The following is a 20087-nucleotide window of genomic DNA, read 5'->3' on the forward strand; positions in this document are numbered from 1 at the left end:
CTTATGGTTAATCTTCGCCATAGCCTAATGATCTTAACGCACGCTCATCATCAGCCCAACCAGATTTAACCTTGACCCAAACCTCTAGGAACACCTTGTTATCGAATAAGACTTCCATATCGAGCCGCGCTTGAGTTGCAATAGTGCGAATACGTTCACCCTTATTACCAATCACCATACGCTTTTGGGTTTCACGCTCAACTAAGATCAAGGCATTAATTTGATAAACGCCATTTTCCATCATCTTAAACTGCTCAATCTCAACCGTTGCATCGTAAGGCAATTCATCGCCCAAAAAGCGCATCAGCTTTTCACGCACAATTTCTGATGCCATAAACTTTTGAGAGCGATCGGTAACATAGTCTTCTGGGAAATAGAAAGGCGACTCTGGAACAGACTCAACCGCCATATCCATAATACGCTGCACATTTGTGCCTTGAGTCGCTGATATAGGCAAAATTTCATCAAACTCAAATTTCGCCGCAAGCTCCTGCAAATGCGGAAATAGCGCCTCTTTGTCTTTGATATTATCGACTTTGTTGATGGCTAACACGGTTTTACGGCCATCATCACGGCTTTGAAGCTTCTTAAGCACCATCTCATCGTCGGCGGTCCAGTTAAGACCATCGACAACAAAAACAACCAGACTCACCTCAGCAAGGGAGCTCGAAGCGGCGCGGTTCATTAAACGGTTAATCGCGCGCTTCTCTTCAATATGCAAACCAGGCGTGTCGATAAACACCACCTGGCGGGGACCATCGGTATGAATCCCCATGATACGGTGACGTGTAGTTTGCGGCTTCTTAGAGGTGATTGAAATTTTTTGCCCTAAAAGCTTGTTGAGTAGTGTCGACTTCCCCACATTTGGGCGGCCAACAATGGCAACCATACCACAGTAAGTGACCGCATGTTGGCTGCCACTCGCACCGCTGTTCATCCGAGCGAGTAGCTCGTCTAAACTAGGTTCGTTGCTGCCTTGCGGCTTTTTAGGATCACTCATCGTTTAATACGCTCCAAAACTTCTGCTGCGGCAATCTGCTCCGCTTTTCTACGGGAGTTGGCGATACCAACTACCGCTTTATCTAATTGCTCAATTTTACATTCAACTGTAAAAGTTTGCGCGTGAGCCTCTCCGCTAATATTGACAACCTTGTATACAGGTAGAGGTTTTTTAAAGCCCTGCAGGTGTTCCTGCAGCAGGGTTTTGGGATCTTTTTGATTAATCGGCTCAATGACCGCCAATCGCGTCTTATACCAATTTAAAACTAATACTCGACAAGCTTCGAGATCGGCATCGAGATAGATAGCACCAATAATCGCTTCGACCGCATCAGCTAAAATGGATTCACGGCGAAATCCACCACTCTTAAGCTCGCCAGGACCGAGTTTAAGGTAATCTCCTAGCTTAAATTCTTTAGCTATTTCAGCTAACATTTTGCCGCACACTAACGTCGCTCGCATACGACTCAAGTCACCTTCAGTCGCCTTTGGAAACTGATGATACAAAGCATCCGAGATCACAATAGACAGAATAGAATCACCTAAAAATTCAAGACGTTCATTGTGTTTGCTTGCAGCACTTCTGTGAGTCAACGCTTGCTCTAAAAGACTTAGCTTATTGAACTCATGGCCTAATGTTCGGCATAAACGCGGCAGGTTTTTAATCGGTTCCATATTACACAATTCCGCCTACACGATTAAAACGCACACCCGTTGGGATCCATGTTGGCAAGAAATCGCTCTTGCTGCGGTCAAACTCGAAGCTAATCCAAATAGCCACCGCTTTGCCTACCAAGTTAGCTTCGGGCACAAATCCCCAAAAACGCGAGTCGGTACTATTATCGCGGTTATCACCCATCATAAAATATTGACCTTCAGGTACGATAAACTCACCCACGGCCAGATTGTTTTCGCGGAAATAGTAAGAAGTGGGTTCACCTCGTCCAGGGTTAATCAAGATATCGTGTGTCACGTCACCTAACTGCTCTTTGTAGCGTAATAGCGGGATATTATCTTGGCTAAACTCGCCTTGGTTAACACCGACACGCTCAATTTTCTCAAGCTTAGGACAAGTCGTTTCGCCTTCTGCGCACGCTTTTTGGATATAAAGATCTTTATTACGATAAACAATACGATCCCCAGGCAGACCTATCACTCGTTTAATGTAATCAATCTGAGGGTTCTCTGGATACTTGAATACCGCAACATCGCCACGCTCAGGCTTGCCAGTTTCAACCAACTTACTGCGCCAGACGGGGTCTTTTAATCCGTAGCTGAACTTCTCAACTAAGATAAAATCGCCCACTAACAATGTAGGCATCATCGACCCCGAGGGAATTTGAAACGGTTCATAGATAAAGGATCGTAAAATCAATACAAAAGCGATAACTGGAAAAATGGAACGCGAGGTTTCAACAATCGCCGATTCACGAACAATTTTTTCAGCGCTTTCTTCACTAATATTAGCCTGAGAGGCTTGTGCAATAGCGAGCTTCTGCTGGCGCTTAGGTGCAAGCACGATCGCGTCGAACAGCCAGATCAAACCGCTACTGAGTGTCACCAATACCAAAATGAGGGAAAAATAAGCTGCCATAGCTAACTAACTCCTGAGAAATAAGAATATCAGCATCAGACTAACCTGTCTGACGCCTTAATAGCTCATTTATACTGTAACAAAGAAAGCGCCGCAAACCGCGGCGCCTAATATCTATCACTATTAACAATTATTAACGAAATAGTGATTATTCGTTGAGCTTGAGTACCGCAAGGAAGGCTTCTTGTGGTACTTCCACATTACCAACCTGCTTCATGCGTTTCTTACCCTCTTTCTGCTTGTTAAGCAGTTTCTTCTTACGCGATACGTCGCCGCCGTAACATTTAGCCGTCACGTCTTTACGTAATGCCTTCACAGAAGAACGAGCAATAATCTGACTACCAATAGCCGCCTGAATCGCAATATCAAACATCTGTCTTGGAATAAGCTCTTTCATCTTATTCACAAGCGCCAAGCCCTGATAACGCACATTAGTCTTATGTAAAATCATCGCAAGCGCATCGACGCGATCGCCATTAATTAACACATCTAAACGCACCATATCGGCAGGTTCAAAACGCTTAAAGTTATATTCAAGCGACGCATAACCACGACTGGTTGACTTCAAACGGTCAAAGAAGTCCATGACCACTTCAGCCATCGGCATATCATAAGTGATTGCCACTTGATTGCCGTGATACACCATATTGGTTTGTACACCACGCTTTTCAACGCAAAGGGTGATCACGTTACCTAAATACTCTTTAGGTACCAGAATGTTTGTTTCAACAATTGGTTCACGCATCTCTTCGATGTTATTCATCGCAGGAAGATCAGATGGGTTATCAACGTAGATGGTTTCCCCCTTCGTCGTTACCACCTCATAAACTACTGTTGGTGCAGTGGTGATCAGATCAAGATTATATTCGCGCTCTAAACGCTCTTGAATGATCTCCATGTGCAGTAGACCGAGATAACCAATACGGAAACCAAAGCCAAGTGCTGATGATGTTTCAGGCTCGAAGAACAAAGAGGCATCATTAAGACTTAATTTATTAAGCGCATCACGGAAGTTTTCATAATCATCGGTAGATATTGGAAATACACCCGCATAAACCTGAGGCTTTACCTTTTTAAAGCCAGGTAAGGGCTTTTCAGCACCATTTTTTGCCAAGGTTAACGTATCACCAACTGGTGCGCCGTGGATCTCTTTAATTCCCGCGATAACAAAGCCAACTTCACCAGTATTTAGTGCTCCTGTGTCGGTTTGTTTTGGTGTGAATATACCCACACGATCAGCTGTATGGGTTTGTCCTGTAGACATCACCTTAAACTTATCGCCTTTTTTGAGTTTGCCGTGCTTGATACGCACTAACGATACAACACCGAGATAGCTATCAAACCATGAGTCAATAATTAGTGCTTGTAGCGGCGCTTCTGGATCTCCCTCTGGAGGAGGAATTTGAGCTACGATAGTTTCAAGAACATCTGTGATACCTAAACCCGTTTTAGCAGAGCAGCGAACCGCATCGGTCGCTTCAATACCGACGATATCTTCAATCTCTTCAGCAACACGCTCAGGATCAGCTTGAGGAAGGTCAATCTTGTTTAATACCGGAACAACATCCAGGTCCATCTCTAATGCGGTATAACAGTTTGCTAAGGTCTGAGCCTCCACACCTTGACCCGCATCGACCACGAGCAGCGCGCCTTCACATGCCGCTAGCGAGCGTGAAACCTCATAGGAGAAATCCACATGGCCAGGAGTATCAATAAAGTTAAGCTGGTAAGTTTCACCATCTTTGGCTTTATAATCGAGCGTTACACTCTGAGCCTTAATGGTAATACCGCGCTCACGCTCAAGATCCATTGAATCCAATACTTGCGCCGCCATCTCACGGTTAGACAAGCCACCGCATTCTTGAATAAGACGGTCAGAAAGGGTTGATTTGCCATGATCAATATGGGCAATAATCGAAAAGTTTCTAATATGCTTCATTATGCGAAATGACTAAACTCGAAGTTGAAAATTATCTAAAAGTGCCGAATTGTACCCGATCACCAACCTAATACCAATTGGAATCACAAAGAGAAAGTAAATATTAGCGTGTTGAGAACGAAATAAACTACACCAAACTACGACCGAGACGAGCGATGATCACTGGCTGACTATTTTGCTCTAATACCTTAGCCCAGCGTCGACCAACACGCCACGCAGCTGTAGCTCCTAGCAGAGCAAACCCAATAGTTAATCCATCACTAGCAGCGACATCTAGCAATGGCATGAAAAGCTGGCCAAAACCTGCACCAACAAACAAACCGGCTAAAGGAAGCAAATAGACGATTGCAGCCGCTTTTAAAATCACGCTTTCAGGAAGACCAAGCTTAAGTAACTCGCCAGCTTGATACTGCTCATTTGAGGGTACAGAAAAACGCTGTACTTTAGGTGAGAAGGCTTTTGATACCGCAGAAGTGCCACAAGACTCATTGTTATCACAATGGTTACAGGCATTTTTAACTTTTACCTCAACGATTACCCAACCGTCATTGCCACTGCGAATAACAGTGGCGACCTCTTCCATCATCTTGCTATCACTCTATTGTGAGACTCTTTGCTATTCGGCTTAACGTTTCGGCAGGGACTTTACCCACCGCAACAACTTCGGCATTACCCACACGTTCGCTCGCTAACGATAAACCATTACGAGTCATTAACTCTTCCGGCATTGCCGTCTCACCAGCGCGAGCAACATAAACAGATATGTGAGTCATGCCATCGCTTAGGGCAATATATTCAACCGCTTCGTGACTGCCAATTAATCTATGGTTATCTCTAACCAAAATCTTAAAACCTTGAGGTAACCATTTAAACTGCCAATTATCAGCCTTTTCGCGCTGGGGCTGCGGCATCACCTCGGGCCATTCAGCCTTATAGGCTTCACGCAAAATAGAGGGGGCATCATCGAGAACTATGAGCTCAACCACGAGTATCTGTTCCAGCAGCTGTTTATCCAAATTGAGCATGTCATATCGCAGCGGTAAATATGTATCCATATCTAACCATACTTGATAGCCGTAACGGTTTTCGTCATTTGGAATAATACGCACTAACTGTCCAGGACGACCCGCTAATCGGCTACGACCACCGAGGACAAATTGATAGCCCTCTTCTAGCGCACTGATATTGCCTGCAAATGCTGGAGGGAGAACCCCTTGAATCCTATCGGCCTCAACACTATATGCCGGTTGATCGTGCTCAATGAACGTCACTTTAGAGCCCACTCTAACAGCATTTTTGGGCGGCCCATTGAGATGTTCTAAGAAGGCAACTTCTTGATCTTCAACTTGACCATGAATATACACTAGGGGGCGAATATGATCCGATTGTAAATGGATCAAAGACATTTTGAATTCTTGAGTCTGCAAAGCTTGGCTCATATTTTCTAACCAAGCTTTAGCTGACATATCTTCCCGTGCGGTCACGGGAAGCGCGAGAACTAACAGGGCCAACCAGATAAGACGCAAGCTAACTCCTTAAAAAAGACCGACCATCAGAATGATTATAACAGCAGTGATCGGTACCAATAGCTTTTAGTGATTAACCGGGATCGGTGTCGTATCGCTATTGTCGTCTATATTTGCACTATTATTCAATCTTTGTTGCAACATATGATCTTGAATATACGTATTTATACGGTGACGTTGTTCCATCACTCGCTCATTGGTATAACTTTGACTCTGTTGCACAGGACCTGTTTGCAGGCTCACTGGAGAGGCACTACCAATTAAAGGACGCGTATTGAGCACTGGCAATGGCGAGGCATCTAACTCAGGAGACTGGTTATAATTTTGCACTCCAACCACAGCAACTAGCGCAACACTGGCTGCAATAGCATATTGACCAAACTGCTTAAACATAGGGATAACATTGGCCAACTTACGCGTCGTAGCAGCTTCTCTTACTTCGACTCGCTTTGGTGCAACAATTGTAGGTTCATCTTCAAGTGCGGCAGCAATGTTGGCACAGAGATCGAGATCGATCATCTTTGGCAACTCGCCGCGCATAGCATCGCCTATCATATGATAATCATGCCACTGTTGATGTGAATCCGTATCAGCCGCTAATTCAGCTAACACCTGCTCATCGACTTCACCGTCGACGGCAGCGGATACCCATTCCTGACCTAATTTATCCATTTATCACCCATATAAGATTAATGTACTGAGATAAAACTTTCATCGTTCCAGCAAAGGCTGCAACTGCTTGTCGATGGCTTCACGGGCACGGAAGATTCGAGATCTTACGGTGCCAACCGGACATTCCATCACATTGGCAATCTCTTCATAACTCATCCCATCGAGTTCTCGTAACGAGATAGCCATTTTCAATTCTTCTGGCAAAGTATCTAACGTATCAAACACCACTTTGCGGATCTCTTCCGATAACATTAGGCGCTCTGGAGAGGCAAACTCTTTAAGCGCATCGCTACCATCGTAGTATTCGGCCTCTTCGGCATCGACATCGTTTGCAGGTGTTCTCCTGCCTTGTGCCACTAAATGATTTTTCGCAGTATTAACTGCGATACGGTACAACCAAGTGTAAAAAGCACTTTCACCTCTAAAGTTTGGCAGTGCACGATAGGCTTTAATAAATGCCTCTTGAGCAACATCTGCCACATCAGCCTGATTACGCACATAACGTGCAATCAGATTAATAACTTTACTCTGGTACTTCTGTACCAGCAGGTTAAAAGCGTTCTTATCTCCTTGCTGTACTCGCTCAACTAACTGTTGATCGCTTATTTGTCCACTCATCCGAGCCGACTACTCCTAAATCTAAAATGCTGATTTCTCAGTCGCTCGAATCATATTCACATATGTAGACTAGCCTATACCGAAAAAGTTCTAAAAAAATTTGCGAATTATGAATTTATTTTCTAAGGCTTTGCCTGTATCCATAATTTCAGTCTTGGTTTACCATAGACGATACTCGCATAACTTACCCATGATACCCGATGAAACAAGTAGTTGAACACCAATCTGACGTTTTGGTTATCGGTAGCGGTGCTGCAGGTCTAACTTTAGCATTGCATCTGGCTGAAAAAACGAAAGTTATCTTACTCTCCAAGGGACCCCTTAGCGAAGGATCAACCTATTACGCTCAAGGCGGTATAGCCTCCGTCTTCGATGAAGAGGATACCATTGAATCCCATGTCGCCGATACGCTAGTGGCTGGCGCAGGGCTATGTGATGAGCAGGTTGTCACATTTACCGCCGAAAACGCTAAGAGTGCAATGGAGTGGCTAATTCACTGCGGGGTGGCCTTTGATAAAGAGGAAACAACCGATGGTGATACCAGCAAAGCCCCTTATCATCTAACCCGTGAAGGTGGTCACAGCCATAGACGTATTCTGCATGCTGCCGACGCAACGGGTAAAGAAGTACAAGTTACACTGCAAGAACGCGCACTTAATCATCCAAATATCCAAGTGCTCGAACGCTATAACGCCATCGATCTGATTACCACTCGCAAGTTAAACCGCCCGGGTAACCGTGTACTTGGCGCCTATGTTTGGAACCGCAATGAAGAGCATGTCGAAACCGTAAAAGCACGCTTTGTCGCGCTAGCTACTGGTGGGTCATCTAAGGTGTATCAATATACCTCAAACCCAGATATAGCATCGGGAGACGGTATTGCCATGGCTTGGCGCTCAGGTTGCCGTGTTGCCAATATGGAATTTAACCAGTTCCATCCCACTTGTTTGTATCATGCTGATGCGCGTAACTTCCTATTGACCGAAGCATTAAGAGGTGAAGGCGCTTATTTACGCCGCCCAGATGGCAGTCGTTTTATGCCAGACTTCGATGAACGCGGTGAATTAGCACCACGCGACATCGTTGCTCGCGCGATAGATTATGAGATGAAGCGTCTGGGTTCAGATTGCGTTTATCTCGATATTACCCACAAGCCAGCCGAATTTGTGATTAAACATTTCCCCACTATCTATAAACGTTGTTTAGAGTTAGGGATAGATATTACTAAAGACCCGATCCCTGTCGTACCAGCTGCACATTATACCTGCGGCGGAGTGATGACAGATCTGCATGGTCAAACCGACCTTAACGGTCTATATGCCATTGGTGAGGTTGCCTATACAGGTCTTCATGGTGCTAACCGTTTAGCGAGTAACTCATTGTTAGAATGTTTGGTATTTGCAAGAGCTGCAGGGGAAGATATCGAAAGCCAACTGGCTAAAATCCCCATGCCTAACGACTTACCGGCTTGGGATGAAAGCCAAGTATCAAACTCTGATGAAGAGGTTGTTATCGCCCATAACTGGCACGAGCTCAGACTCTTTATGTGGGATTATGTTGGCATTGTGCGCTCTGATAAACGTCTTGAACGCGCAATGAGACGCTGCACCATGCTGCAGCAGGAAATCCAAGAGTATTATAGTAATTTCAGGGTTAGTAATAACTTACTTGAGCTGAGAAACTTAGTCCAAGTAGCCGAACTGATTATACGTTGTGCAATGGAGCGTAAAGAGAGTCGCGGCTTACATTACAACATCGACCACCCAAATAAGAGTAATAATCCGCTACCGACCATACTGCTGCCGGACTAAGATTTTACTAGCCAAAGCGCAGTAGCAGACGACACAAGTGACGATAACTTGTGTCGTCTAACATGTCTCGCCAAACAATGATGAGATGCTTTTCTTGCTCCGCCCTCATTTGAAATAACACGACAAACGGGCTAATCCACAAGCGTTTTAACAGATAGTTTTTCTCTCTATCCACGAAAGCACCCTTGCCTGACTCATCGAGCCAAAAATTTAAGTGCCAGTGCTTTAAACTGAACCATTGATAGATAAAAAAGCAGCATACTAAAGTGATAACAAACCACTTAATAAGTACAAACCATAGCGGGGAAAGCGGCGGCCAGGCTAAGAAGGAACTTAGACATACAGCCGCAAAGATGACCAACGATAATCGCTGTTCAAAAGAAGCACAAAGATAAAAATTATGGCGCTGGGCGACCACGGACTTGAACAACCATCTTAGCCAGCTCAGGATCAGGGCACTCTTCATGACCCATGAACCAGGCAAACAACTCTGGATCTTCACACTCTAACAAACGAACAAATATCGCCTTATCTTCATTTGAGAGTGACTCATACTGCGCCTCAACAAAGGGTTGAAACAATACATCAAGCTCTAACATACCGCGGCGGCATGCCCACCGAACTCTAGCAATCTTCATTGGTTCAGACACACAACTTCTCCCTTATTTACTGTTGGCGCTAGTGTACCAGCAACATCAATCGCTTACATCTTTTATAGCAATTGAACCTGCAGATCTTTGCCGTCAAAAAGATCGGTAAAATCCGTTTCCAATAGTCGCTTCACGGCGGGATGCTGAATCATCCGCTCTGCAAACATCACATGATATACCTCTTTAATATCAGTGGTTTCACCGAGTAAATGCATACCATGCGCTAAAATATCTTGTTTATAAATCGACGGCGCCACAAATATCCCTTGCTTAAAATAACCAAAGGCTTTCATCATCGCGGCGTCATCAAATTCGCCCAATATTGTGATATCCAAACCATTTTCATCAAACCAATGATGTAATTGTTGACCAAGTGAAGTTCGCTTACCAGGGATCAACAGCTTGCCTTGCTCAAGGCAAGCGGGAAATGGCAGACTGAAGAGTTCTGATGAGAAGAAGCCAACGCCACATTCACCTAACTTTTTTGACAAAATCTCAGGATACTTTAACGACTCTCCCGCGCAATCAGATAAGATCATATCGAGTTTATGGGCGCGCAAACGCTCCATTAAACTCTCATGTGTCGACTCATAACAGGCGAGTTGCATTGTGCCGTCACTCGGCACAACAGTAAGTAGCACTCGGCTTGCCAGTGCCTTAGAGAGCGCGTCTGCGATACCCACTTCGAAAAGAATATTATTATCTTTTTGATAATTGAGAATATCGAGCATCTCATAGCTAAGACTGAACATCTTATCGGCGTAACGAAACACCAACTCGCCTAATTCGGTCGGCTCTAAGGAACGTCCAACACGTTTAAATAGACTCCCTTTTAAACGCTGTTCCAGTACTCGGATCTGACCCGTTACTGTTTGAGGAGTCAAACAAAGGGTCTCTGCAGCCTTCGCGACAGAGCCCTTTTTATGTACCATCCAAAAGTAATACAGATGATTGTAATTAAGATGCAACATTAATACGTTATTTAACCTATGCCCAACGACTGCCTTATTTTAAACGCTGACAGTCCATCAAACTATATACAACGCTCGTTAGCTCATCGGCAGTATTGATACTCCCAGCCGAAAAAGCTTCTTCCAATCCCAGCACTAAATCGTCGCGATCGGGAATCCGACTTTCACAATAGGTTCTGTTAGCCTGCTGAAAACGTTTGCCACTGCGGTATTTAAGCGCACGAGATTCATAACCATTAGACTCAACACGTTTACCTATGGCGTTAGGCTTATACATTAACGCACCGTCCACAACGCCTTCGAGATAATGTACACACGCTAAGCTTTCCACATCTTGGTTACAGGCGGCTAATTGAGATGCCGATGCACTCGCAGCCATACCCATAGTGAGCATTAAGGTAATTAATGATTTTTTCATGCTTTTTCTCCTTGTTCTGGAAGCACTTTTGACAACCAGAAGTAGCCGATTAATGCCGACAGAATGGAGCCCGTTAAAATACCAAGGCGCGCTACATCACCATACATATCGCCTTCCCCAACAAACGCTAGAGAGGAGATAAACATCGACATAGTGAAACCGATACCACACATTACCGCTACAGGCGCAATATGACGCCAACCCATTCCCTCGGGCAAAACGGCAAGCTTCAATTTGACGGCAATAAAGCTAAACAACAGCACACCTAGGGGCTTACCTAACAACAGACCTAATGCGATGCCGACAGGGACGGGTGACACTAAATCAACAATACTCATACCAGAAAGGTCAACACCTGCGTTCGCAAAAGCAAAGATAGGCAGAATAATAAAGGTACTCCAAGGGTGTAGACTATGCTCAAGGTTTTCTGATGGCGAACTACCGTCTTTCGCCCGTAACGGAATACAAAAAGCAATAATGACCCCGGCGAGTGTGGCATGAACCCCTGATTTGAGCACCGCGATCCACAAAATGAGTCCGACAACACCATATGGACCCAGTGCAGTGACACCTTTTCGATTGAGCCCAATCAAGCAAACGATCGCAACGGCAGCAACAACCAAACTGATGGTCGACAGATCTGAGCTATAGAACATCGCGATAATGACCACCACGCCCAAATCATCAATAATGGCTAAGGCCAACAAAAACACTTTTAACGCGACAGGAACGCGGCTTCCCAGCAGCGCCATAATCCCGAGCGCAAACGCAATATCTGTCGCAGCGGGGATCGCCCAACCATTTTGAGTGACAGGATCTGAATAGTTGAAGATTAAATAGATAGCGGCGGGAAACAGCATCCCACCTATCGCAGCAAATGTAGGCAAAGAAGCCTGCTCACGGCTAGACAATGCTCCTTCGAGTAATTCTCGCTTTACCTCTAGACCAATTAGCATAAAAAACAGCGCCATTAAGCCGTCATTGATCCAATGAATAAGGGTCTTATCAATATCTAATAAACCAACACGAATCTGCATCTCTGTATGCAAAAAACCTTGGTAAACATCTGATAATGGCGAGTTAGCCATGATCATGGCTAATAACACAGCCCCCATTAACAGGATCCCACCTGCCGATTCTTGGCTTAGAAAGTTTCTAATTGCCCGTTCCATATATCGCTCCATTAACACCTAATGTACAGAGTCTAGCTCATTGCTATCTTACTGAATAATCGTTTGCCTCTGCTTTAAACATCGAAATTTCCGATGTATTGAGTTTAGACAGCAAAAGATGACTAATCAACAGCTATGCAATAATCTACTGAGAAATAGGGTTAAAAACGGGTATGTCAGGTAGTTCACAAATAAGAATAGATGTTTAAGAGCGTTTTTATGCGTGCAGAATAAATAAAGCGTTAAATGCCATCGAAACAGTTAACGCTCTAACCTCAGTATTTCCTCGTTATTGTCGTTATCGTTAGACAGAGAAAGGATATTTTATCGCATCATGATGCTGGTAGCCTGTCACTTCAAAATCGTCCATGGTCACCCAGGTTTCAATATCCGTTAACGACTTTATATCAGGGTTAATATGCAGCTGGGGAGAAGGATAAGGTTGCCGTTTCAGCTGAACCTCTTGCATCAGCTCAAGCTGATCTTCGTAGATGTGAGCATTGACAATTTTATGATAGGCCGTCCCCGCTTTTTTACCAGTAATTTGGGCAATAAGCGCTAATAAAGCAAACACTTGTACTTGATTAAAGTTTAAGCCAAGAGGGACATCACAAGAACGTTGAAAACTATTTAAATAGAGAGTATCGCCCAACAAGGAAAAATTATGGGTATGCATACAGGGACGCAAACAGCCCATGTGAAACTCACCAGGATTATAAAAACTTAAGATCTCGCCGCGATCATCAATCCCTTTAGATAGGTTATCGACAATCTTCTTTAATTGGTCTACGCTGCCACCATCAGGTTTACTCCAGGCTCGCCCCTGCACACCATAGACCCGTCCCATGTCATCGACACCTTTACGATGAGGATTGTTAAGCCAAGCCTGGTTCTCGTTAGCGTTGGCATCCCAAGTTTTCGCTCCCAACTTACGAAAATCCGCAGCATTATCATAGCCGCGTAAATAACCGAGCATTTCTGCTATCGCACCTTTCCAGAAACTTTTACGTGTAGTGATGAGTGGGAACTCATTTTTATCAACACGGTATACCAAATCTGCATTGACTACGGTTAAGCAACGCTTACCTGTTCGTTCATTCTCTACCCAGACACCTTCATCAATGATCCGGTTACAAAGTTGCAAATACTGTTTCATGGTTTCCTACTCAGTTATCGCGATTAGTCGATAGCTTGCTAAAAATTGAGCAAACAAAAAATTAGTTAGGTCAATGCTAACTTAAGACCTGTAAAGATAAGCATCACGGCAAATATTTTCTTTAACATTGGCGTTGGCCAGACGCTCGCCGCTTTCGCTCCAACAGGCGCCATAAAAATAGATGTACATACAATACCGACAAGCGCAGGGAGATAAATATAGCCCAACATATAATCAGGAAGTCCCTCAGCCCCCCAACCCGCTAAGATATAACTAATACTTCCAAATAGTGCAATCATAAAGCCCGTGACCGATGAAAAACCGATAGCATGGCGCATCTGCACACCACACCAACACAAAAATGGAACCAGTAACACTCCACCACCGATCCCCATCAGCGCCGCGATAATCGCAATCACTAATGCGGCAATAAAAAGGTAACTAGGCTGAGGTAACTGACGCTCTACTTCTGGGGCTTTAAACGGAAACACCATCTTAATCGCCATAATAATAACGAAGATGGCAAAAGCTTGTTTTAAGGTCTCTGCGGAGAACAGTGATGAGATAAAACCAGCGGATAAGGCCCCTAACACAAAACCTGGCAGCATTATCTTTAACAGAGGCCAAGGTACGTTGCCTCGAGAGTGATGTGCTTTTGCTGAAGATAAAGAGGTTAAAATAATGGCGGCTAAGGATGTCGCAATTGCCACATGGGTCAAATGTTCTGGTATAACACCTACTTTCGGCAACAAAAACAGCAACACAGGGACAGCGATAATACCGCCACCAATGCCAAGCAGACCAGCCATAAAACCGATAAATGCACCAAGGACTACACAACTTAAAAATATGGTTAACATTCTGTCTCGATTGCTTAGGCTATTAAAGCGCTCTAGCTTAAATCAAATCTCATCGGATTGAAATTCCCTTAATTCGTTTCATTCGCGACAAGGCTTATAAAAATTCCTCCAACTCATTATTTCTCAAATATTGAGTCACCAAGCGCCTCACTTCGCCACCACTCGATAAGGAGAGCGCCATTTCTAATAGCTCATTCAAATCGGCATATGAAACTCGCCTAATCAAGTAGTTTATCTTAGCTAGGCTACCTTGGTTCATGCTTAGCTGATCAAATCCCATGGCGACGAGTAAGATGACACCGATTGGCTCACCAGCCAACTCGCCACAAACACTAATAGACAGTTGATACTGTTGGCATTCGACACGAGCCCGTTTTAGCGCTCGTAATATTCCAGGATGATAACAATCATACAGGGTACTAACCCGCGGATTATTGCGATCAACCGCCAGTAGATATTGAGTTAAGTCATTTGAACCGACAGAGATAAAATCGACCCGTTGGCTAACCTCTTCAAGCTGAAATAGCAAAGCGGGCACTTCTAACATGATCCCTATTTTAGGCCTGACCAACTGAGGGTGAATATCTTGTTTGACCTCAAGATAAGCTTGCTCGAGATACGCGATAGCTTGATCTATCTCATCGAGACAACTAACCATGGGTAATAAAATATGTAACTGCTCGCTATCGCCAGCGGCATTAAGCATCGCGCGCAGCTGAACTAAAAACAATTCGGGATGATCTAAGGTTAATCGAATACCACGCCAACCTAAGAAAGGATTATCTTCAATAATGGGTAGATAAGATAAGGGTTTATCGCCACCAACATCTAAGGTACGCATCACTACAGGCTTATTAGCAGCCGCTTGTATTACCTGGCGATAGATCTCAACCTGCTCTGCTTCACTAGGAAAGCGTGTTTGTAGCATAAACGGAATTTCAGTGCGGTATAAACCAATACCATCAGCCCCCTCGGCGACCTCCGAAGCTAGGCTGCTCAGCAAGCCTGCATTTAAATAGAGGTGAATTCGTTTCCCGTCGAGCGTTTGAGCCGCTAAGGATAACTCCTTCGAATAACGTTTTTGCAGCGCCTTCTCTGCTGAGATATGACTACGGTATTCTTTAATAAGCGTCGGTGTCGGTGATACTAACACCTGACCGCGACTGGCATTTAAGATGATCTGTTTGCCATCTATGCCTGCGTTTAGGATCCCTTCGACTCCTATCACAGCGGGTACACCAAAAGCTCTAGCTAAAATGGCGGCATGAGAGTTAACACCACCAAGCTCAGTGACAATACCAACCAATTTATGCTGTGGAAACTCAGCTAACATAGTCGCCGTAGCTTCTTTAGTCACTAAGATAACAGGAGCATCAAACTCAATGTGCATCTTCTGAGGCTCAATTAACTCTCGAAGCACTCTCTGGCCTAAGTCTCTAATATCGGTAGCACGCTCTTGCAAGTAGGGATCTTGCATCTGTAAAAATTGATCAATATAGCGCAGCGACACCCGACTAACGGCAGAAACAGCACTCCAACCTAATTTTATTTCACGGACATATTCGCCACCCAAACTAGTATCATCGAGCAACAGCAGTAACGCAGAGAAGATGGATTGAACCTCTTTCTCGTTTTCACCATCGAAACGTTGCGAAAGAGCGCTCAAGGTATTGCGGCAAGCATCCAGCGCATACTTAAGCTGAATTAGCTCCTCTTCGATATCAGTTGCGAAGTAGTCTTCCTGCTCTAGCGAAATATCACCACCAATAACCATGGCATGAGCTATCACGACCCCATTGGCTGCCGATGTGCCACTGTAATAACATTGATCGGGTGAAGATTTAACCTCAGCCTTCTTACGTTGCTCACGAACGGCAACGGCTAATTGGGCTGCCAAGGTCATCAAAAACGCCTCTTCAGCCTCACTGAACTGACGTTCGTCGGCCTGCTGGACAACTAGCACACCTAGGATCAGTTTTTGATAAATGATGGGAACAGCGAGAAAGGCACGAAAGTCTTCTTCGGCCACTTCGGTAAACAGTTTAAATCTAGGGTGTAGCGGTGCATCGGCGAGATTAATTGGTTCTTCACGTTCAGCGACTAACCCAACAAGCCCTTGAGTTAGTGGCATTTTTACATGACCAACTGCACTGGGGTCGAGTCCATCCGTTGCGGATAAAACCAGCTGTTGCTCTTCCAATATATAGATAGAGCAACATTGGGTAGCCATGGCAGACTTGGTTTGGGTTACCAATAAACTTAAAGCAGATTGAAGATCGTCAGCAGCAGCAACGGCCTGAGTGATATCCCTAAGCGTTTTTAGCACAGCTTAAATCTCCTGATTTGTCTATCTGTTTATCTACCTACGACGACCTCTTCTTCTGCCACTGTGGCCAGATTCTTGAGCTTGATATGGCAATGCCGTTGGGGCGAACTCTTTCATTACTTTTCGGTAAACATCTCGTTTAAAAGATACGACTTGCCTCACCGGATACCAATAACTAACCCAGCGCCAATCATCAAACTCAGGATGACCACTAGCGCTGAGATCGACGGCAGACTCTTGGCTCTTCAATAATAGTAGAAACCACTTCTGCTTTTGGCCGATACATAAAGGTTTACTGTCTTGCCTAATTAACCGTTTCGGTAATCTATAACGCAACCAGGAACGAGTCGAAGTTAAAATCTGAACGTGTTCAGGTCTCAAGCCGACCTCTTCATACAACTCCCGATACATGGCTTGCTCGGCTGTTTCGCCATCGTCAACGCCACCTTGTGGAAATTGCCAGGAATGCTGACCAAATCTTCTAGCCCACATAACCTGCCCAAAGCGATTACAGATAATGATGCCAACATTTGCACGAAAGCCGTCACTATCAATCACATGGACTCCAAATTGAAAAATTTTAATGGATCGATTGTTTCACAAAGCGGCGCACTCGGCAATTATCTCTTAGCAGATATTATTTGGATAAAAAACAGAAATAATCAGATTTATCAACAGCTGTAGTAGCGACGTCACAAGGATATCCACAAAATCTGTGGATATCTCTGTTTGAAACTCTGTTGAAAATGTTATTTTCACAGAATAAGATCAAAAAATGCGCGAGTTAAAAACAACAAACTAAAAGACTAAGCTATTGAAATAAACTAAATAAATTGACTAAAAAGTGAAAGTGATTAGTGAGCGATAAATAATTGCTTAAATTTACGGCAACAATATGAGTTATACCAAGATCTCCTTATCACCACTTAGGTTATTCACAGGTAAAACTATTTGGCAACCCATTTTGGTAAATTTATGGGACTAATTAAGCTTGACAGCGATAATAAATGCGTTAATTGAAAACACACATCACAGTTATCCAAGATTTCTGTGGATAACCATGTTAGAAACGCAGGGGAAATAAAAGAGTAACTTGCAAACAGTCATAACGAAATAATGGGAAAAGAATTATATTAACTATATAATCAAATAGTTAAAAGGAAAACACTCTGTTTTACTCTGCCGGATTTTACGCTGAGTGATTTTTAAACACATTTGATTAACCTCGTAACTTGAGTAAAATCACCAAATGATCACGACCCCAACCCCACCTAAAACAGTCGAAGAACTGATGCAAAGAGCCCAAGACATGGCAGGTCTTACCTTGGGTCAATTAGCACAGTTACACCATATAAGTGTGCCCAATGATCTTAAACGAGATAAAGGTTGGGTAGGACAGCTTATCGAACATGAACTCGGCGCGCTCGCAGGCTCAAAACCAGAACAAGACTTCCTACATTTGGGCGTTGAGCTAAAGACCATCCCCATAGATAACCATTGGAAACCGATAGAAACCACCTATGTTACCGTCGCGCCATTGATAAACATTCAAGGGCTCACATGGGAGCAAAGTCTGGTATATCACAAACTACAGCGCGTGTTATGGATCCCGGTTGAAGGAATGCGTGACAAGCCCATCAAAGATCGCCAAATTGGTATGCCGATCCTTTGGACTCCCTCTGAACAAGAGTTTGCCATGATCCGCCAAGATTGGGAGGAGATAATGGAGTTAATAGCACTGGGCAAGGTAGAGCAAATTACAGCTCGTCATGGCGAAGTGTTACAACTACGCCCCAAAGGAGCCAATAGTCGTTCACTGACTCAAAGCATAGCCGTCGATGGTGGCTTAAAACAAACTAACCCAAGGGGATTCTATCTTAAGATCCCGTTCACTCAGCAGATCCTTAATAACTACTTATCTGGAAAGTTAGCAGAAAACTAATTCCAGATAGATATTCTCGGAAACCGTTTTACTATTGGCGCTAAACATCGCTTTTTCGGCAAAAGTTAACACACGACAAATGACCCTCTATGGAGAGTAAAAAGTCCATTAGAAGACAGCTATTTTAGGGGGTGATACAACAGTTAAATCTAATATTAATTCCCGATAGTAATCAAAAAAGCATAACCAGAGCGGTAACTTATACCCAACAGGTATCAAAAACGTCTGTTTTTTGACGCATCTGAACTTCATTTGACTTAGATCACAAATTTCACTGGAAATGGTAGGGGTGTTTTCTATACACTAGCGCATCCTGAAACATCAGCCACAGATTAGGATTTATTCGTCACAGTGAGAGCGCGCAGACAAGCAAAAAAACTCATTTTTGCCATATTCGCTTGGGCTATAGCCATGGCGGCATTTGTGTTTTTCCGATATGCGCAGACTCCTGAACTACCTCAATGGGCAGTTGGCACGGCGGATCTAGCAACACTCGCCATTTACATGGGAATTATCTTTGGCAGCCTGCACTGGATGTCGAATTTAATTGCCGATTTTAGCGCGATTAATCGATTACCTTATCTATTTTCCGTCATATTCAAAGGCCTATTTCTTCTCTTAGGTGCAACAACCCTCGCCTACATTACCCAATTTCTAAATATGTGGGCGATTGAAAACCATATGACGACGCTGCGGCAGATGCTGACGGCGCATATTCTCTATAGTCCCGCATTTCAAGCGCTTATTATCTATTTAGTCGTGGTTCGGGTTGGCCTAGCCTTCATCGAACAAATGGCGCTTTTAGTCGGACCTAAGGTTCTGCTCAACATTGGCCTAGGAAAATACCACCGTCCTCGATATGAGCAACGTCTATTCCTTTACTTGGATATGGTGGCCTCTACCACTCACGCAGAATCATTAGGAGACTATCGTTTTAGTCGCCTAATTCAAGATTGCTTTAGCTTGCTCTCTGATACCATCATCAATAATGATGCCGAGATATATCGCTACATGGGTGATGCGGTATTAATCTATTGGCCACTAGAAGACGGCATTGTTCATGACCGCAGCTTCAATATCTATTATGAATTTAGCCAACAGTTGAATTGGCAGCGAAAATATTTTGAAGAGCAATATGGTTTTGTCCCCAAATTCAAAGCCGCAGCCCATTGTGGACAAGTGGTCGCGGCAGTCGTTGGGGTACAAAAACAAGAGATAAGCTTCTTTAGTGACGTATTAAACACCTTGGCCCGCCTACAAGATCAGTGTAATCCTCTTGGTCAAAGAATGTTGATCTCAGGGTCATTGCACTCTCAACTCAATACCAGTTCTAGTCATTATGAATTTAGCAATCTAGGGCCCGTAAAGCTCAAAGGCAAACAGCACTCAATAGACGTTTTTGGCGTCTCTCCTAGAGGTTCTGCAGCCTAACT

The 20087-nt window shown here is 44.1% G+C and carries 20 protein-coding genes; 3 read left to right on the forward strand and 17 right to left on the reverse strand.

All coding sequences use genetic code 11. The features are described 5' to 3' along the window. Positions 1 to 7: 7 nt before the first annotated feature. The 8 genes from era to rpoE all read right to left on the reverse strand — a co-directional run bounded on the left by era (position 8) and on the right by rpoE (position 7348). Positions 8 to 1000, reverse strand: a complete 993-nt coding sequence (era, locus tag K0I73_RS13975; protein WP_220061680.1) for a GTPase Era — start codon at positions 998 to 1000, stop codon at positions 8 to 10. Further along, entirely contained in the window at positions 997 to 1674 is a 678-nt protein-coding gene (rnc, locus tag K0I73_RS13980; protein ID WP_220061681.1) for a ribonuclease III, read from the reverse strand. Before rnc ends, era begins: the two co-directional genes overlap by 4 nt. Before the next feature lies 1 nt (position 1675). After that, positions 1676 to 2593 (reverse strand): signal peptidase I, encoded by a 918-nt coding sequence (lepB, locus tag K0I73_RS13985; protein ID WP_220061682.1) that lies wholly within the window; start codon positions 2591 to 2593, stop codon positions 1676 to 1678. Between the two features lie 148 nt (positions 2594 to 2741). Beyond that, complete coding sequence (gene lepA, locus K0I73_RS13990) at positions 2742 to 4532, reverse strand: translation elongation factor 4 (RefSeq protein WP_220061683.1); 1791 nt, start codon at positions 4530 to 4532, stop codon at positions 2742 to 2744. Between the two features lie 127 nt (positions 4533 to 4659). Next, on the reverse strand, positions 4660 to 5118 hold the full coding sequence (locus K0I73_RS13995; RefSeq protein WP_220061684.1) for a SoxR reducing system RseC family protein: 459 nt from the start codon (positions 5116 to 5118) through the stop codon (positions 4660 to 4662). Positions 5119 to 5125: 7 nt separating this feature from the next. After that, positions 5126 to 6058: a MucB/RseB C-terminal domain-containing protein gene (locus K0I73_RS14000; RefSeq protein ID WP_220061685.1), complete on the reverse strand. Its 933-nt coding sequence runs from the start codon at positions 6056 to 6058 to the stop codon at positions 5126 to 5128. Between the two features lie 66 nt (positions 6059 to 6124). Further along, positions 6125 to 6730 carry a sigma-E factor negative regulatory protein gene (locus K0I73_RS14005; protein WP_220061686.1) on the reverse strand — a complete coding sequence of 202 codons (606 nt, stop codon included), beginning with the start codon at positions 6728 to 6730 and terminating at the stop codon, positions 6125 to 6127. A 39-nt stretch (positions 6731 to 6769) separates the two neighbouring features. Beyond that, positions 6770 to 7348 carry an RNA polymerase sigma factor RpoE gene (rpoE, locus tag K0I73_RS14010; protein ID WP_220061687.1) on the reverse strand — a complete coding sequence of 193 codons (579 nt, stop codon included), beginning with the start codon at positions 7346 to 7348 and terminating at the stop codon, positions 6770 to 6772. Positions 7349 to 7548: 200 nt separating this feature from the next. Between rpoE and nadB the strand changes: the two genes are divergently transcribed. Beyond that, positions 7549 to 9159 (forward strand): L-aspartate oxidase, encoded by a 1611-nt coding sequence (gene nadB / locus K0I73_RS14015; RefSeq protein ID WP_220061688.1) that lies wholly within the window; start codon positions 7549 to 7551, stop codon positions 9157 to 9159. A gap of 7 nt (positions 9160 to 9166) precedes the next feature. Here nadB and K0I73_RS19265 read toward each other — a convergent pair whose 3' ends face one another. The 9 genes from K0I73_RS19265 to rppH form a co-directional block, all read right to left on the reverse strand. Continuing rightward, positions 9167 to 9625, reverse strand: a complete 459-nt coding sequence (locus tag K0I73_RS19265) for a protein YgfX (protein WP_350355260.1) — start codon at positions 9623 to 9625, stop codon at positions 9167 to 9169. Continuing rightward, complete coding sequence (locus K0I73_RS14025) at positions 9558 to 9797, reverse strand: FAD assembly factor SdhE (protein WP_220064394.1); 240 nt, start codon at positions 9795 to 9797, stop codon at positions 9558 to 9560. The genes K0I73_RS19265 and K0I73_RS14025 overlap by 68 nt, the downstream gene beginning before the upstream one ends. A 74-nt stretch (positions 9798 to 9871) precedes the next feature. Next, positions 9872 to 10780, reverse strand: a complete 909-nt coding sequence (gene nhaR, locus K0I73_RS14030) for a transcriptional activator NhaR (RefSeq protein WP_220061689.1) — start codon at positions 10778 to 10780, stop codon at positions 9872 to 9874. A gap of 34 nt (positions 10781 to 10814) precedes the next feature. Further along, positions 10815 to 11198 carry a hypothetical protein gene (locus K0I73_RS14035; RefSeq protein ID WP_220061690.1) on the reverse strand — a complete coding sequence of 128 codons (384 nt, stop codon included), beginning with the start codon at positions 11196 to 11198 and terminating at the stop codon, positions 10815 to 10817. After that, on the reverse strand, positions 11195 to 12370 hold the full coding sequence (nhaA, locus tag K0I73_RS14040) for a Na+/H+ antiporter NhaA (RefSeq protein ID WP_220061691.1): 1176 nt from the start codon (positions 12368 to 12370) through the stop codon (positions 11195 to 11197). The genes K0I73_RS14035 and nhaA overlap by 4 nt, the downstream gene beginning before the upstream one ends. A gap of 304 nt (positions 12371 to 12674) precedes the next feature. Further along, on the reverse strand, positions 12675 to 13526 hold the full coding sequence (locus K0I73_RS14045; protein WP_220061692.1) for a thymidylate synthase: 852 nt from the start codon (positions 13524 to 13526) through the stop codon (positions 12675 to 12677). A 65-nt stretch (positions 13527 to 13591) separates the two neighbouring features. Next, positions 13592 to 14386, reverse strand: coding sequence for a sulfite exporter TauE/SafE family protein (locus tag K0I73_RS14050; protein ID WP_220061693.1), 795 nt, complete (start codon positions 14384 to 14386; stop codon positions 13592 to 13594). 94 nt (positions 14387 to 14480) lie between these two features. Further along, positions 14481 to 16712: a phosphoenolpyruvate--protein phosphotransferase gene (gene ptsP / locus K0I73_RS14055; protein ID WP_220061694.1), complete on the reverse strand. Its 2232-nt coding sequence runs from the start codon at positions 16710 to 16712 to the stop codon at positions 14481 to 14483. Between the two features lie 33 nt (positions 16713 to 16745). After that, complete coding sequence (rppH, locus tag K0I73_RS14060) at positions 16746 to 17270, reverse strand: RNA pyrophosphohydrolase (protein WP_220061695.1); 525 nt, start codon at positions 17268 to 17270, stop codon at positions 16746 to 16748. A gap of 691 nt (positions 17271 to 17961) precedes the next feature. Between rppH and mutH the strand changes: the two genes are divergently transcribed. Beyond that, positions 17962 to 18654 (forward strand): DNA mismatch repair endonuclease MutH, encoded by a 693-nt coding sequence (mutH, locus tag K0I73_RS14065; protein WP_220061696.1) that lies wholly within the window; start codon positions 17962 to 17964, stop codon positions 18652 to 18654. Positions 18655 to 19005: 351 nt separating this feature from the next. Next, positions 19006 to 20085, forward strand: coding sequence for an adenylate/guanylate cyclase domain-containing protein (locus K0I73_RS14070; RefSeq protein WP_220061697.1), 1080 nt, complete (start codon positions 19006 to 19008; stop codon positions 20083 to 20085). Positions 20086 to 20087 lie beyond the last annotated feature (2 nt).

This window comes from Shewanella mesophila (assembly GCF_019457515.1).
Taxonomy (GTDB): domain Bacteria; phylum Pseudomonadota; class Gammaproteobacteria; order Enterobacterales; family Shewanellaceae; genus Shewanella; species Shewanella mesophila.